This is a genomic window from Streptomyces sp. NPDC021019 (assembly GCF_044333295.1).
Lineage (GTDB): Bacteria > Actinomycetota > Actinomycetes > Streptomycetales > Streptomycetaceae > Streptomyces.
On sequence record NZ_JBIRQR010000002.1, the window covers coordinates 427653 to 441236 of the forward strand.

A 13584-nucleotide genomic window follows, 5' to 3' on the forward strand; every position below is an offset into this window, starting at 1 on the left:
TGCCCCCTTTCGAGGCACCCCATGCCACTTTTCTTCGTATCGAGAAGTTTTGCCTTCAATCCTTTGATCGATCATCGATCAGCGCCTTACAGTTCATCCGCGGGCCCACCGGCCCCATCGCCCTGTCCTGCCAGCCAGGGCCTTCTCCACCCCCCTCCTCTCCGGAAGGCGGCGATCATGACCGACCCCGTAGGAAAGCTTCCGAGCGAGCTCGACCAGCTCCCGGACCGTGACCCCGAGGAGACCGCCGAGTGGGCGGCCTCCCTGGACGCCGTCACCCAGGCCGCCGGCCCGCACCGTGCCGCGTACCTGATGCGCCGCTCGCTGCAGCACGCCGAGGGCGCCGGTCTCGCGCTGCCCAAGCTGCTGGAGACCGATTACGTCAACACCATCCCGACCGCCGCCGAGCCCGCGTTCGACGGCGACCTGGAGATGGAGTCGAGGATCACCGCGTGGAACCGCTGGAACGCGGCCGCGATGGTGACCCGGGGCGCCCGGTACGGGGTCGGCGGCCACATCGCCACCTTCGCCTCGGCCGCCTGGCTCTACGAGACCGGCTTCAACCACTTCTTCCGCGGCAAGGAGGGGGACGGCTCCGGCGACCAGCTCTACATCCAGGGCCACGCCTCCCCCGGCATCTACGCCCGCGCCTTCCTCGACGGCCGGCTCAGTGAGCAGCAGCTGGACAACTTCCGCCAGGAGACGGGCGGCGACGGTCTGCCGTCCTACCCGCACCCGCGGCGGCTGCCCTGGCTGTGGGAGTTCCCCACCGTGTCGATGGGTCTCGGCCCGCTCTCGGCCATCTACCAGGCGCGCTTCAACCGCTATCTGACCAACCGCAACATCAAGGACACGGCCAACTCCCACGTCTGGGCCTTCCTGGGCGACGGCGAGATGGACGAGCCCGAGTCGACCGCGGCCCTCGCGCTGGCCTCCCGTGAGCAGCTCGACAACCTGACGTTCGTCATCAACTGCAACCTGCAGCGCCTCGACGGCCCGGTCCGCGCCAACTTCCGCGTGGTCCAGGAGCTGGAGGCGCAGTTCCGCGGGGCCGGCTGGAACGTCGTCAAGACGCTCTGGGGCAACGCCTGGGACGAGCTGTTCCAGCTGGACACCACGGGCGCGCTGCTGCGCCGCCTGCGCGAGGTCCCGGACGCGCAGTTCCAGACGTACGCCACCCGCGACGTCGCCTACATCCGCGAGCACTTCTTCGGCGCCGAGCCCGCGCTCGCCGAGCTGGCGAAGCTGCTCACGGACGCGAAGATCGGCGAGTGTTTCTACACCTCGCGCGGCGGCCACGAGGCCCGCAAGGTGTACGCGGCCTACCGCGCGGCCGTCGAGCACAAGGGCGCGCCGACCGTGATCCTGGCCCAGACGGTCAAGGGCTACACGCTCGGCAAGGGCTTCGAGTCCAAGAACGCCAACCACCAGATGAAGAAGCTGTCGATCGACGAGTTCAAGGGCATGCGCGAGCTGCTCGGCCTCCCGATTTCCGACAGCGCCTTCGAGGACGGTCTCGTCCCCTACGGCCACCCCGGCGCCGACTCCCCCGAGGTCCGCTACCTCCAGGAGCGCCGTGCCGCCCTCGGCGGCCCGGCCCCGGCCCGCCGGATGCACGCTTCCGCGCCGCTTCCGCAGCCCGAGGAGCGCGCGTTCAAGGCCCTGTACAAGGGGTCCGGCAAGCAGGAGATGGCCACCACCATGGCGTTCGTCCGCCTGGTGAAGGACCTGATGCGGGACAAGGAGACCGGCAAGCGCTGGGTGCCGATCGTCCCGGACGAGGCCCGTACCTTCGGTATGGAGTCCCTCTTCCCGTCCGCCGGCATCTACTCGCCGCTGGGCCAGACGTACGACCCGGTCGACCGCGACCAGCTGATGTACTACAAGGAGGCCAAGGACGGCCAGATCCTCAACGAGGGGATCACCGAGGCCGGGTCCATGGCCGACTTCATCGCCGCCGCCACGTCGTACGCGACGCACGGCGAGACGATGATCCCGTTCTACATCTTCTACTCGATGTTCGGCTGGCAGCGGACCGGCGACCAGATGTGGCAGCTCGCCGACCAGCTCGGCAAGGGCTTCATCGTCGGCGCGACGGCGGGCCGCACGACCCTGACGGGTGAGGGCCTCCAGCACGCGGACGGCCACTCGCACCTGATCGCGGCCACCAACCCGGCCTCGCTCAACTACGACCCGGCGTTCGCCTACGAGATCGCGGTGATCGTCAAGGACGGCCTGCGCCGGATGTACGGCCCCGAGGCCGAGGACGTCTTCTACTACCTCACGGTCTACAACGAGCCGAAGCCCCAGCCCGCGATGCCCGAGGGCGTCGAGGAGGGCATCGTCAAGGGCCTGTACCGCTTCAAGGAGGGCACGCCCGCGAAGGCGGACTCGCCGCGTATCCAGCTGCTCTCCTCCGGTACGGCGATCCACTGGGCCCTGGAGGCCCAGGAGCTGCTGGCCGCCGACTGGGGTGTCACGGCCGACGTCTGGTCCGCCACCTCGTGGGGCGAGCTGCGCCGCGACGCGCTGGAGGCCGACGAGGCGCTGCTCCGCGGTGAGCAGCGGGTCCCGTACGTGACGCAGGCGCTCTCCGGCGCGCCGGGCCCGGTGCTCGCGGTCAGCGACTGGATGCGCCAGGTCCCGGACCAGATCAGCCAGTGGGTGGAGCAGGACTGGTCCTCGCTCGGCACGGACGGCTTCGGCCTCTCCGACACCCGCGCCGCGGCCCGCCGCCACTTCGGCGTCGACGCCCAGTCGATCGTGGTGGCCTCGCTGGCCCAGCTCGCCAGGCGCGGCGAGGTCCCGGCCTCCGCGATCAAGGAGGCCCGGGAGCGCTACGGGCTCTGAGCCCGCTCCCGTACGGACCACTCCTGTACGAAGCCGAAGCCCCCGGTCACCGGAGCGCGCGCGTCCGACAACGCGCCCGCCCGGCGGCCGGGGGTTCCGGCGTAGGCGCCGGGCGGGTGGCGGGCGGTGGTTCCGGCGTGCTCGGACGTGCGACCGGGGTTCCGGCGCGGTCCACCGTGCCGGTGCCGCCACAATGGGCCCATGCGTGCTGCCCGGCTGATCAAGATGGTGCTGCTCCTGCAGGCCCGCCCCGCGATGACCGCCGCCGAGCTGGCGGCCGAGCTGGAGGTGTCGGAGCGTACGGTCACCCGGGACGCGCAGGCGCTCTCCGACGCGGGGGTCCCGGTGTACGCGGAGCGCGGCCGGGCCGGCGGCTACCGGCTCGTCGGCGGCTACCGCACCCGGCTGACCGGCCTCGCCCGGAACGAGGCGGAGGCGCTGTTCCTCTCCGGGCTGCCCGCCGCGCTGCGCGAGATGGGGCTGGAGGACGCGGCGTCGGCCGCCCGCCTCAAGGTGTCGGCGGCGCTGCTGCCCTCCCTCCGCGACGCCTCCTCATCCGCCACCCGGCGCTTCCACCTGGACGCGCCCTCCTGGTACCACGAGCCGGAGACCCCCGAACTGCTGCCCGTCATCGCCGACGCGGTCTGGGACGACCGGCTGCTGCGGACCCGCTACCGCCGGGGCGGGGGCCGCGAGCAGGAGGGGACGGAGGTGGCGCGGGAGCTGGCTCCGTACGGTCTCGTCCTCAAGGCCGGGGTCTGGTACCTCTGTGCCCGGGCGGGCGAGGACTTCCGGGTCTACCGGATCGACCGCTTCACCGCCGTGGAGACCGCCGACGAACGCTTCGACCGGGACGAGACCTTCGACCTGCCCGGGTTCTGGGAGGACCGGGCCGCCGGGTTCGCCCGGTCCCTGCTGCGTACCGAGGTGACCGTACGGGTGTCCGAGCGCGGGGCGCGGATGCTGGCGTACACCGGTGACCGGGCGGCGGCCGCCACCGCGCTCGCGGAGGCCTCCGAGCCGGGTCCGGACGGCCTGCGCACCCTCACGCTGCCGGTGGAATCGCTGGACGTGGCCTACGGCCAGCTGCTGGCTCTGGGGCCCGAGTTGGAGGTCCTGGCGCCCGATTCGCTGCGGATCCGGTTCGCGGACGCCGCCGAACGCCTGCGCGAGATGTATCGCTGAAAGGCTTCAATTCGGTGTCTGCGCGTGCGGGAGGCCCCGGCAGGCTGGATGCTGGACCCGTGATGGACGAAACGGAATTCTGGGAGATCATCGACAGCACCCGCGAGGCCGCCGAGGGCGACCCCGAGGACCACGCCGACCTGCTGGTGGAACGGCTGGTGCAGCTCGATCCCGATTCCGTGCTGGACTTCGCCCGGCACTTCGAGGCCCGCTACAACCGCGCCTACCACTGGGATCTGTGGGGCGCGGCGGCCGTGCTGCTGGGCGGGGCGAGCGACGACGCGTTCGACTACTTCCGCTGCTGGCTGATCGGCCAGGGCCGGGAGGTCTTCGAGGGGGCGCTGCACGATCCGGACGGCCTGGCGGAGCTGCTGGACGACTTCGACGAGCAGATCGACGGGGACGGCGAGGAGCTGGGCTACGCGGCCGACGAGGCGTACGAGCAGCTCACCGGTGTGGTCGCGCCGGATCTGGGGCTGCCGCCGCAGGCCGCGGAGCCGCTGGGCTCCCCGGTCGACTTCGAGGACGAGGAGGCGCTCGCCGCCCGCTTCCCCGAGCTGTGGGACCGCTTCGGGTCCCGGTAGCTCCCGTCCGCCTCCGGCGCTCAGGCGGGGCCGAGCGAGCGCCCCATGCAGACGTCGTCGACGTAACGTCCGTTCAGGAAGAACTCCCCGGGCAGCACCCCTTCGACGGCGAAGCCCTCGGAGACGTACAGGGCGCGGGCGGGGCCGTTGTGCGCGAGCACCCGCAGCGTGATCCGGTTGGCGTCCTGGCGGCGGGCCTCGGCGAACGCGGCCCGCAGCAGGGTCCGCCCCACGCCGGCCCCGCGCGCCCAGGTCGCCACGGCGAGGCCCCGGATCTGGCGGACATGGGCGTTGGCGGCGAGCGGGGTGGGCGGGACGAGACGTATGTACCCGGCGACACGGGGTGCGCCGCCCGCCGTCTCCGCGTCCGCCTCCACCACCAGGAAGTCCTCCGGCGGACAACGCTCCCCGAAGAAGGGGTCGTACGGGGGCGCCGGCCGGGGCAGGACCGCGTGCAGCGTCGACCAGGTGGACCGGTCGAGCTCGGCGAGCTGGTCGTCGTCGGCGGGCGCGGCGGTGCGGACGGGGCGGAGGGTGAGTGCGGCCATGGGGTCACTTTGTCACGCGGTGCCCCCGGTGTTCGAGGCAATTCATGGGGCAGGATGGGCCCATGCCGAGCTCCCGTATCGCCGTCAGCGGATCGTCCGGACTCATCGGAGCGGCGCTGGTGCGCTCGCTGCGCGCCGACGGGCGCGAGGTGGCCCGACTGGTGCGCCGCCCCGCCAGAACCGGCGACGAGGTCGAGTGGGACCCCAAGCGGAGTTACGTGGACGTGGCCGGCCTCGTCGGCTGCGACGCCGTCGTGCACCTGGCCGGGGCCGGGGTGGGCGACCACCGCTGGACCGACGCCTACAAGCGGGAGATCCGGGACAGCCGGGTGCTGGGGACCGCTGCCGTCGCCGAGGCCGTCGCCTCGCTCGACACCCCGCCCCGCGTGCTGCTCGCCGGGTCCGCCATCGGCTTCTACGGCGACACCGGGGACCGCCCCGTGGACGAGGGCGCGCCGCCCGGGGACGGGTTCCTGCCCTCGGTCTGCGAGGAGTGGGAGGCGGCCACCGCCGCCGCCGAGGAAGCGGGCGTCCGCACGGTGCACGCGCGGACCGGGCTGGTCGTCGGCCGCGAGGGCGGAGCCTGGGGGCGGCTGTTCCCGCTGTTCAGGGCGGGGCTGGGTGGGAAGCTGGGCAACGGCCGCCAGTACTGGAGCTTCATCGCGCTGCACGACCATGTCGCGGCGCTGCGCCACATCCTGGACACCCAGGCGCTGACCGGCCCGGTGAACCTGACCGGGCCGAAGCCCGTCACCAACGCCGAGGTGACCGCCGCGATGGGGCGGGTGCTGCGCCGCCCGACGCTGTTCACCGCGCCGGCGCCCGCGTTGCGGCTCGCACTCGGTGAGTTCGCGGAGGACGTGCTGGGCAGCCAGCGGGTGATCCCGGCGAAGCTGCTGGACTCCGGCTTCTCGTTCGCCTTCCCCGGCATCGACGGGGCGATCCGCGCCGCGCTGCGCTGATCCGGCCGCGCGTCCACCGGTCCCTCGCGGTCATGCGCCGTGTCTCGCGGGGCCGACCGGCCGCGGTAGCGGTTTCTCGCGGGGGCCACCGCACGCGCTCGTGGTTTCTCACGGGGCCGACCGGTGGCGCTCACGGTCTTCTCGCGAGGCCGACCGGTCGCGCCGGGGGCGCGTGTGCGACCCCGTGCCCCCGTGCTCCCCGGCACGCGCGTCTGACCGAGTATCAGCCATCCTCCTAGCTTCGATGCCAACTCCGGCATTCCGGGGGCCTGTTGGGGGCAAGAGCCCCCCACCAGTCGCACCGACTCGGGGAGGGGCACGTGCGCAGCACGGCACACCACGCAGACGTGGTCATCATCGGGGCCGGAATCGCCGGCCTGTCAGCGGCCCACCTGCTCGTCCGGGCAGGGCTCGGCGTCAGTGTCCTGGAGGCCGAGCCGCGGGTGGGCGGCCGGCTCACCACCGACGAGAGGGACGGGTTCCGGCTCGACCGGCTCGGCCCGCTCCTCTGCACGTCCTGGCCGGAGCTGACCGGTACCCCGGGGCTCGGCGCTTTGGAGCTGCGGGAGTTCGCGCCGGGCGTCCTGGTCCACAGCGAGGGCCGCCGCCAGCTCACCGGCGACATACGGAGCGCGAGGGGCGCACTCAAGGCAGTACGCACCCGTTCGAGCGCCCCCCGAGTCGCCCGGACTTCCCGCGCGCCCTGGGCGGCGCAGAGCGCGTACGGGCACGAGCACGGCGCCCCGGCGCGCGGGGGCGGCCGGGGCGCCGTGGTGACCGGTGCGATCGACCGGGCCCGGCTGGGCGCGGCGCTGTCCCGGCTGGCGGCCACCCCGGAGACCCGGCTCCTGGCCCGCCCGGAGCGGACCACCGGGGGCGCCCTGCCCGGCGTGGGCCTGCCCGCCCGTACGGTGGACGGCGTCCTGCGCCCCCTGCTCACGGCCCTGCTCAGCGACCCCGCCCTCACCACGTCGAGCCGGCGCTCCGATCTCACCCTGCGGGACTACGCACGCGGCGGCCTGTGCGTACCGGCGGGCGGGTCGTCCGCGCTGCCGGAGCTGCTGGCGGCCGCGCTGCCGCCGGGCACCGTCCGCACCGGGGTGCACGTCACGGCCGCCGACATCACCTCCGTACGCACCAAGGAACACGGTGAACTGGGGTGTCGCTCCCTGCTGCTGGCGACCGGCGCGGGGGCCGCGGCCGAGCTGCTGCCCGGTCTCCGGGTGCCGTCGTTCCGTCCGGTGACGGTCCTTCACCACACCGCGCCCGCCCCGCCGCCGACGGGCAGGTCGCTGGTGCTGGACGGCGACCGGTCGGGCCCGGTGGCGTACACCGCGGTGATGAGCGAGGTCGACCCCTCACGGGCGCCGGAGGGCCGGACGCTGATCACCTCCACGGTGCTCGGGGCCCCGCCGCCGGACCTGGACCGCTCGGTGCGGACGCACCTGGCGGCGCTGTACGGGGTGCCGACGGACGGCTGGGAGCTGCTGGCGGCCCATCACGACCCGGAGGCGGTGCCCGCGATGGAGGCCCCGCACGACCCGCGCCGCCCGGTGCGGGTGCTGGCCGGGCTGTACGTGTGCGGCGACCACCGCGACACGAGTACGGTCCAGGGCGCGCTGCACTCGGGGCGGCGGGCGGCCGAGGCGATCCTGACCGACCTGGCGGCCCCGGGCGCGCACGAGGGGAGCCCGCGCCTGCCGGAGGCCGCGTGACGCGCCCGGCCGCACCCCTGGCCACGCCCCGACCGGGTCAGCCGAGGGCGGCGACCCGGTCGCGGTAGCCGCGTACGGCGACCGCGTCCCGGTAGGGCTCCAGGCTGCGCTCGAAGGCGCGTACGTACTCGGTGGCGCGCACCGAGCGCATCTCGGCCGCCTGCTGGGCCGCCTCCGCGCCCAGCAGGCAGGCCTGGTCCAGCTCCCCCAGGCCCAGCCGGGCCGAGGCGAGGACCACCCGGCAGAACAGCCTGCTCCGGGCGTACGCCGGTGCGCGCAGCTGGAGCGACCGCTCGGCGTGCTGGGCGGCGGCCCGGTACTGCTGGAGGTCGCGGTGGCAGTGGCCCAGCTCGTCGGCGAGCTGCGCCTCGTCGAAGGTGCGGGCCCAGTGCGGCACCTCGTCGCCGGGACGTGCCGTCTCCAGGGCGTGTTCGGCCCGGGTCAGGGCGGCGGTGCAGGAGCGCGCCTCGCCGAGCACGCCGTGGCCGCGCGCCTCGACCGCGTGCAGCAGCGCCTGGACGAGGAGCGGGGCGGCCGAGCCGACGCCCTGCTGGGCCACGCGGGCGAGCTGGACGGCCTCCCTGCCGTGCCCGAGGTAGACCGCCTGGCGGCTCATCGTGATCAGGACGTAGGCGCCGTACGCACGGTCGCCGGCGGCCTGGGCGAGCCGCAGCGCCTGGACGAAGTACCGCTGGGCCAGGCCGTGGGCGGCGATGTCGTACGAGGTCCAGCCGGCCAGCCGGGTCAGGTCGGCCACCGCGGCGAACAGCCGCCGCCCGGTGGCCTCGCCGTACGTGCCCCGGAGCATCGGCTCGGCCTCGTGCTCCAGATACCGCACGAGGGCCTGCCGGGCGTGGCCGCCGCCGTAGGCGTGGTCGAGGGTGCGGAACAGCTCGCCGACCGAGCGCAGCGCGGCGACGTCCCCGCCGCCGACCCGCTGGCCGGGGCCGCGGTCCGTCTGGCGCTGGCGCGGGACCATGGGCAGCGCCCCGGCGGCGGGCGGCGCCCCGGCGGCGGGCGGATGTGTGGAGGGCGGATGCGTAACGGACGCGTGCGTGGCGGACGGGCCCGGGGGCGTGGGCCGCCCCGGCCCGGCGGCCGGGCGCGGGAGCACCCGCCCTTCGGCGCGCGGCGCCCCGTCCGGGCGGCCGGGCGAGGGGGCCGCGGCTTCTCCCCCGGCCCGGCGGGCGGAGGCTCCGTCCCGGGCCACCCATTCGTCGGGCCGGCCGATCAGCCAGTCACGGCTGGGAACGACGAGTCCGGCCGGGGTGAAGGCGATCTTGCGCAGCTCGACGTGGGTGCCGGAGTCCTTGCGCCAGAGACCGCTGACGATGTCGACCGCCTCGGCGGGGGTGGCCGCGAACTCCAGCCCCGCGTAGACGGGCGCGCAGGCGTCGAGCCCGAGGTCCTGCGCGGAGAGCCGCCGCCCGAGCCGCCGGGTGAACACCTCGGCGATCAGCGCGGGCGTGGTACCGCGCGGCTGCTGCCCCCGCAGCCAGCGAGTGACCGAGGTTTTGTCGTACCGCAGGTCGAGGCCGTGTTCGAGTCCGAGCTGATCGACCCGGCGGGCCAGGCCGGCGTGCGAGAAGCCGGCTTCCGCGATGAGTGAGGCGAGTCTGCGGTTGGGCGTGCGCTGCGGGGGTCGTTCCGACATCAGCTGTACGGTCTCCTGCCTTCGGGGCCGGACGGGCAGCCCTCATGGGAACGGCGCGAATTTAGCGGCCACCGGAGCGGTCACAGCCACCCTTTGCTCCACGTTCATCCGATCGTGTGAGGATTCCGGGCGGAGCTGACGGAAACGTCCGCCCCGTGGACGGTCCGGGCCAGGGCCGCGGCCGGCCCGGGGCCGGGCCGCGCACCTGCCCCCGCACCTGCCGGGGGGCTGTTCGGGCGACGGTCGTACAGTGGATGCGGGCGCGATCAGTGCAGGGTTCCGTCACCCCGGGGACACCCCTCCGGGCACGCGGGACCCACGTAGGGAGGCATCGGTGAGCGAACTGCGGTTCGTCCGGCTGGGCTTCGGCGAACAGGCCGTCGAGTACACGGAGGCTTGGCAGAAGCAGCGCGAGGTGCACGCGGACCGGTTCGAGGACCGGGTGCCGGACACCTGTCTGCTCCTGGAACACCCGCCCGTCTACACCGCGGGGCGTCGCACGGCGGAGAGCGAGCGTCCGCTGGACGGCACTCCGGTCATCGACGTGGACCGCGGCGGGAAGATCACGTGGCACGGCCCCGGGCAGCTCGTCGGCTACCCGATCCAGAAGCTGCCGCGCCCGGTCGACGTCGTCGCGCACGTCCGTCGGCTGGAGGACGCGCTGATCCGTACGGCCGCCGACTTCGGCGTGGAGACCTCCCGGGTCGAGGGCCGCAGCGGCGTCTGGGTGCTCGGCGACCCGGTCGAGCAGCGCCAGGCGCTGGGCGGCCTCTCACTGGACTTCGACCCTCGGCTCCAGGACGAGGAGTTCGACCCGCGGCTGAACGGCCCCGAGTACGCCCCGTCCAACGCCGGGCAGCGCCGCGAGGACCGCAAGCTGGCCGCGATCGGGATCCGGGTCGCCAAGGGCGTCACGATGCACGGCTTCGCGCTCAACGTGAACCCGGACAACACCTGGTTCGACCGGATCGTGCCGTGCGGCATCCGCGACGCGGGTGTCACGTCCCTCTCGAACGAGCTGGGCCGGGAGATCACCATCGAGGAGGTGCTGCCGGTCGCCGAGAAGCACCTGCGGGACATCCTGGAGAACGCGGAGCTCGCGCCGCGCGCGGTCGAGCGGCCGGAAGCCGCGTCCCCGGCTGCGGCTCCGGCCCCCGCCTAGGGGCCCCGGGCCGGGCCGGCCCCACCGGCCGTACCGACCAGTAGCCCCGACCGCCGCCACCGGCCGGGGAATAGTCCCCGTCGGCCGCAGGTTGGGCAGGCGTAAGGCCGTTTGATGTACGGGCGTACCCTGGTGTTCGCCAAAGAATCCCAAGTGATTCCCTCGCGCAACGCTCGCGCATCCCACGCGAACCCGACGCGAATCCAACGCAGCAGAGAGCAAAGGGGAGCCGGAGTGTCCGCTGTCGCACCCGACGGGCGCAAGATGCTGCGCCTGGAGGTCCGGAACAGCCAGACCCCCATCGAGCGCAAGCCCGAGTGGATCAAAACGCGGGCGAAGATGGGCCCCGAGTACAAGCAGCTGCAGCAGCTGGTGAAGGGCGAAGGGCTGCACACGGTCTGCCAGGAGGCGGGCTGTCCCAACATCTTCGAGTGCTGGGAGGACCGCGAGGCCACCTTCCTCATCGGCGGCGACCAGTGCACCCGGCGCTGCGACTTCTGCCAGATCGACACGGGCAAGCCGCAGGCGCTGGACCGTGACGAGCCGCGCCGCGTCGGCGAGTCGGTCGTCACGATGGACCTGAACTACGCCACCATCACCGGCGTCGCCCGCGACGACCTGGAGGACGGCGGAGCCTGGCTGTACGCCGAGACCGTCCGCCAGATCCACACGCTCACCGCGGAGCGGGAGGCGGGCGCGACCAAGGTCGAGCTGCTGATCCCCGACTTCAACGCCGAGCCCGAGCAGCTCGCCGAGGTCTTCTCCTCACGCCCCGAGGTGCTCGCGCACAACGTGGAGACGGTGCCGCGGATCTTCAAGCGGATCCGCCCCGGCTTCCGCTACGAGCGCTCCCTGGAGGTCATCACCCGGGCCCGCGAGGCCGGTCTGATCACCAAGTCGAACCTGATCCTCGGCATGGGCGAGACCCGTGAGGAAGTCAGCGAGGCGCTCCAGGACCTGTACGACGCAGGTTGCGAGCTCATCACGATTACGCAGTACCTGCGCCCCTCCGTACGGCACCACCCGGTCGAGCGCTGGGTGAAGCCGCACGAGTTCGTCGAGCTGAAGGACGAGGCCGACGCGATCGGCTACTCCGGCGTGATGTCGGGCCCGCTGGTGCGGTCCTCGTACCGGGCGGGACGTCTCTTCCAGCAGGCGATGGAGGCGCGCGGCGTCGCCGCCGCCGGAAGCGCTCAGGCCGCACAGGCCGTGTGAATCCGCTCACGAGCCGATACCGAGCAGTAACCGCACCGTCGAAGCGGTCCGGACGCTCCCCGCAGGTCGGGGACGCGTACGGACCGCTTCGGCGTGCGCGGCGCCGGAATCAAGGCTTCATTGGTGTTTGACCACCCGGTCATGCACTGGTAACACCAACCAGTGACCCTGGGTACACATACGGCAGCGACTCCAGCGGCCGCCGCCGTCACCGCTTCATCACACTCATCCGCGCCGCCGAGGCGCATCCGTTCCGAGGGGGAACACCACGATGCAGGCCGCACCGGTCCGCGCCCACGCCCTTCCGTCCGTCACCACCGCCCTGCGGGCCGTCGAGTCGCTGCTGCTGAGCAGCGGCCAGCGCACCGCCCGCCGCAACGCCTGGACGGCCGTCCTGGAGGACCGCCGCCGCGCCAGGGACCGGGTGGAGGTCCAGCACGTGCTGGAAGCCGTGGCCGACCAGCGTTCCTAGGTCGCTCCCACGCCACGTAAACTTCAGTACATGGCGAGGAAGGCAAAAACTGAAGGCGCGGACAGCGCCGAGAACGCAGGGCGGCTCAAGCAGATCGCCCTGACCTACAAGATGACCAGGCGGACCGACAGCAAGATCGGTCTTGTCGTCGCGGGTGTCGGAATCGTCACGTTCGGTGTCCTCCTCGGCATCGGCTTCGCGATCGGACACCCGGTCTATCTGGGCATCCTGGGCTTCGTCCTGGCCGTCCTCGCGATGGCGATCATCTTCGGCCGGCGCGCCGAGCGGGCGGCCTTCGGACAGATGGAGGGCCAGCCCGGAGCGGCGGCCGCCGTCCTGGACCGGATCGGGCGCGGCTGGACCACCACGCCCGCAGTGGCGATGAACCGCAGCCAGGACGTCGTCCACCGGGCGGTCGGCAAGGCCGGCATCGTCCTGGTGGCCGAGGGCAACCCCAACCGGGTGAAGAGCCTGCTGGCGGCCGAGAAGAAGAAGATGGCCCGCATCGTGGTGGACGTGCCGGTGCACGACATCATCGTCGGCAACGGCGAGGGCCAGGTGCCGCTGAAGAAGGTCCGCACCAAGATGCTGAAGCTCCCCCGCGTCCTGACCGGCCCGCAGGTGACCTCCACCAACGACCGGCTGCGCGCGATGGGCGACCTGATGAGCAACATGCCGCTGCCGAAGGGCCCGATGCCCAAGGGCATGCGGATGCCGCGCGGCGGGAAGATGCGCTGACTACGGCGACAGACGTGAAACGGGGCGGCCCCGGACCGGTGAACGGTCCCGGGGCCGCCCCGTTTCCGATGTCCGTACCGGGGGTGTCACATCCGGACCTGCACGGCATGCGACAGCCGGTCGTGCAGTCCGCGCCCGTCGCGGTCCCAGACCAGCGCGGGGATGACGAGCAGGAGCAGGACGGTCCGCACGACGACCCGCACGAACCCGAGCCGCCCGCCGTCGTCGGCGACCACCCGGACGCCCAGGAGACGCTTCCCGGGCGTGCAGCCGATGGTGCCGACGGTCAGCAGGCTCATCACGAGGAAGACCCCGAGCGCCCAGTTCCCCGCCGCCTGCTGGTCACCGCGAGCGAGCAGCCCGTATGCGATCACCATGCAGAGCGACCAGTCGATGAAGAGGGCCCCGAAGCGGCGCCCGAGCGGAGCGACCGAGCCGGGCCCCTCCTCGGGCAGCCCGAGTCCCTTGCCGCGGTAGCCGAAGTCGGCGCCCATCTCCT

Annotated in this window: 12 protein-coding genes; 9 read left to right on the forward strand and 3 right to left on the reverse strand. The window is 73.1% G+C overall.

Annotation, left to right across the window (positions count from 1 at the left end):
* Window positions 1–177 precede the first annotated feature (177 nt).
* The 3 genes from aceE to ACH4RG_RS12875 all read left to right on the forward strand — a co-directional run bounded on the left by aceE (window position 178) and on the right by ACH4RG_RS12875 (window position 4619).
* The gene (gene aceE, locus ACH4RG_RS12865; protein ID WP_397916465.1) at window positions 178–2850 is read left to right on the forward strand and encodes a pyruvate dehydrogenase (acetyl-transferring), homodimeric type; all 2673 of its coding nucleotides are present in this window, start codon (window positions 178–180) and stop codon (window positions 2848–2850) included.
* 201 nt (window positions 2851–3051) lie between these two features.
* Entirely contained in the window at window positions 3052–4035 is a 984-nt protein-coding gene (locus tag ACH4RG_RS12870) for a helix-turn-helix transcriptional regulator (protein WP_397930427.1), read from the forward strand.
* A gap of 62 nt (window positions 4036–4097) precedes the next feature.
* Entirely contained in the window at window positions 4098–4619 is a 522-nt protein-coding gene (locus tag ACH4RG_RS12875; protein WP_397916467.1) for a DUF4240 domain-containing protein, read from the forward strand.
* 20 nt (window positions 4620–4639) lie between these two features.
* On the opposite strand, the gene ACH4RG_RS12880 is transcribed toward ACH4RG_RS12875, so the two are convergent.
* Entirely contained in the window at window positions 4640–5167 is a 528-nt protein-coding gene (locus ACH4RG_RS12880) for a GNAT family N-acetyltransferase (protein ID WP_398539484.1), read from the reverse strand.
* A gap of 62 nt (window positions 5168–5229) precedes the next feature.
* On the opposite strand from ACH4RG_RS12880, the gene ACH4RG_RS12885 reads away from it, so the two are divergent.
* Window positions 5230–6129 carry a TIGR01777 family oxidoreductase gene (locus ACH4RG_RS12885; RefSeq protein ID WP_398539485.1) on the forward strand — a complete coding sequence of 300 codons (900 nt, stop codon included), beginning with the start codon at window positions 5230–5232 and terminating at the stop codon, window positions 6127–6129.
* Window positions 6130–6449: 320 nt separating this feature from the next.
* Window positions 6450–7844, forward strand: coding sequence for an FAD-dependent oxidoreductase (locus ACH4RG_RS12890; protein ID WP_398539486.1), 1395 nt, complete (start codon window positions 6450–6452; stop codon window positions 7842–7844).
* Window positions 7845–7881: 37 nt separating this feature from the next.
* On the opposite strand, the gene ACH4RG_RS12895 is transcribed toward ACH4RG_RS12890, so the two are convergent.
* Complete coding sequence (locus tag ACH4RG_RS12895; protein WP_397916471.1) at window positions 7882–9498, reverse strand: regulator; 1617 nt, start codon at window positions 9496–9498, stop codon at window positions 7882–7884.
* Window positions 9499–9832: 334 nt separating this feature from the next.
* On the opposite strand from ACH4RG_RS12895, the gene lipB reads away from it, so the two are divergent.
* From lipB to ACH4RG_RS12915, 4 genes are all read left to right on the forward strand, one after another.
* Complete coding sequence (lipB, locus tag ACH4RG_RS12900) at window positions 9833–10660, forward strand: lipoyl(octanoyl) transferase LipB (protein WP_397916472.1); 828 nt, start codon at window positions 9833–9835, stop codon at window positions 10658–10660.
* A 234-nt stretch (window positions 10661–10894) separates the two neighbouring features.
* Window positions 10895–11875 carry a lipoyl synthase gene (gene lipA, locus ACH4RG_RS12905; protein ID WP_003969592.1) on the forward strand — a complete coding sequence of 327 codons (981 nt, stop codon included), beginning with the start codon at window positions 10895–10897 and terminating at the stop codon, window positions 11873–11875.
* A 271-nt stretch (window positions 11876–12146) separates the two neighbouring features.
* Window positions 12147–12347: a hypothetical protein gene (locus tag ACH4RG_RS12910; RefSeq protein ID WP_397916473.1), complete on the forward strand. Its 201-nt coding sequence runs from the start codon at window positions 12147–12149 to the stop codon at window positions 12345–12347.
* A 30-nt stretch (window positions 12348–12377) separates the two neighbouring features.
* Window positions 12378–13085: a DUF4191 domain-containing protein gene (locus ACH4RG_RS12915; protein ID WP_397930418.1), complete on the forward strand. Its 708-nt coding sequence runs from the start codon at window positions 12378–12380 to the stop codon at window positions 13083–13085.
* Between the two features lie 86 nt (window positions 13086–13171).
* Here ACH4RG_RS12915 and ACH4RG_RS12920 read toward each other — a convergent pair whose 3' ends face one another.
* The gene (locus ACH4RG_RS12920; RefSeq protein WP_397917213.1) at window positions 13172–13579 is read right to left on the reverse strand and encodes an RDD family protein; all 408 of its coding nucleotides are present in this window, start codon (window positions 13577–13579) and stop codon (window positions 13172–13174) included.
* Window positions 13580–13584: the final 5 nt, after the last annotated feature.

What these genes read in the sequence shown, in the direction of transcription:
- aceE (WP_397916465.1), top strand. Translation starts at nt 178, where the DNA reads ATGACCGACCCCGTAGGAAAGCTTCCGAGCGAGCTCGACCAGCTCCCG.
- ACH4RG_RS12870 (WP_397930427.1), top strand. Translation starts at nt 3,052, where the DNA reads ATGCGTGCTGCCCGGCTGATCAAGATGGTGCTGCTCCTGCAGGCCCGC.
- ACH4RG_RS12875 (WP_397916467.1), top strand. Translation starts at nt 4,098, where the DNA reads ATGGACGAAACGGAATTCTGGGAGATCATCGACAGCACCCGCGAGGCC.
- ACH4RG_RS12880 (WP_398539484.1), bottom strand. Translation starts at nt 5,167, where the DNA reads ATGGCCGCACTCACCCTCCGCCCCGTCCGCACCGCCGCGCCCGCCGAC.
- ACH4RG_RS12885 (WP_398539485.1), top strand. Translation starts at nt 5,230, where the DNA reads ATGCCGAGCTCCCGTATCGCCGTCAGCGGATCGTCCGGACTCATCGGA.
- ACH4RG_RS12895 (WP_397916471.1), bottom strand. Translation starts at nt 9,498, where the DNA reads ATGTCGGAACGACCCCCGCAGCGCACGCCCAACCGCAGACTCGCCTCA.
- ACH4RG_RS12910 (WP_397916473.1), top strand. Translation starts at nt 12,147, where the DNA reads ATGCAGGCCGCACCGGTCCGCGCCCACGCCCTTCCGTCCGTCACCACC.
- ACH4RG_RS12915 (WP_397930418.1), top strand. Translation starts at nt 12,378, where the DNA reads ATGGCGAGGAAGGCAAAAACTGAAGGCGCGGACAGCGCCGAGAACGCA.
- ACH4RG_RS12920 (WP_397917213.1), bottom strand. Translation starts at nt 13,579, where the DNA reads ATGGGCGCCGACTTCGGCTACCGCGGCAAGGGACTCGGGCTGCCCGAG.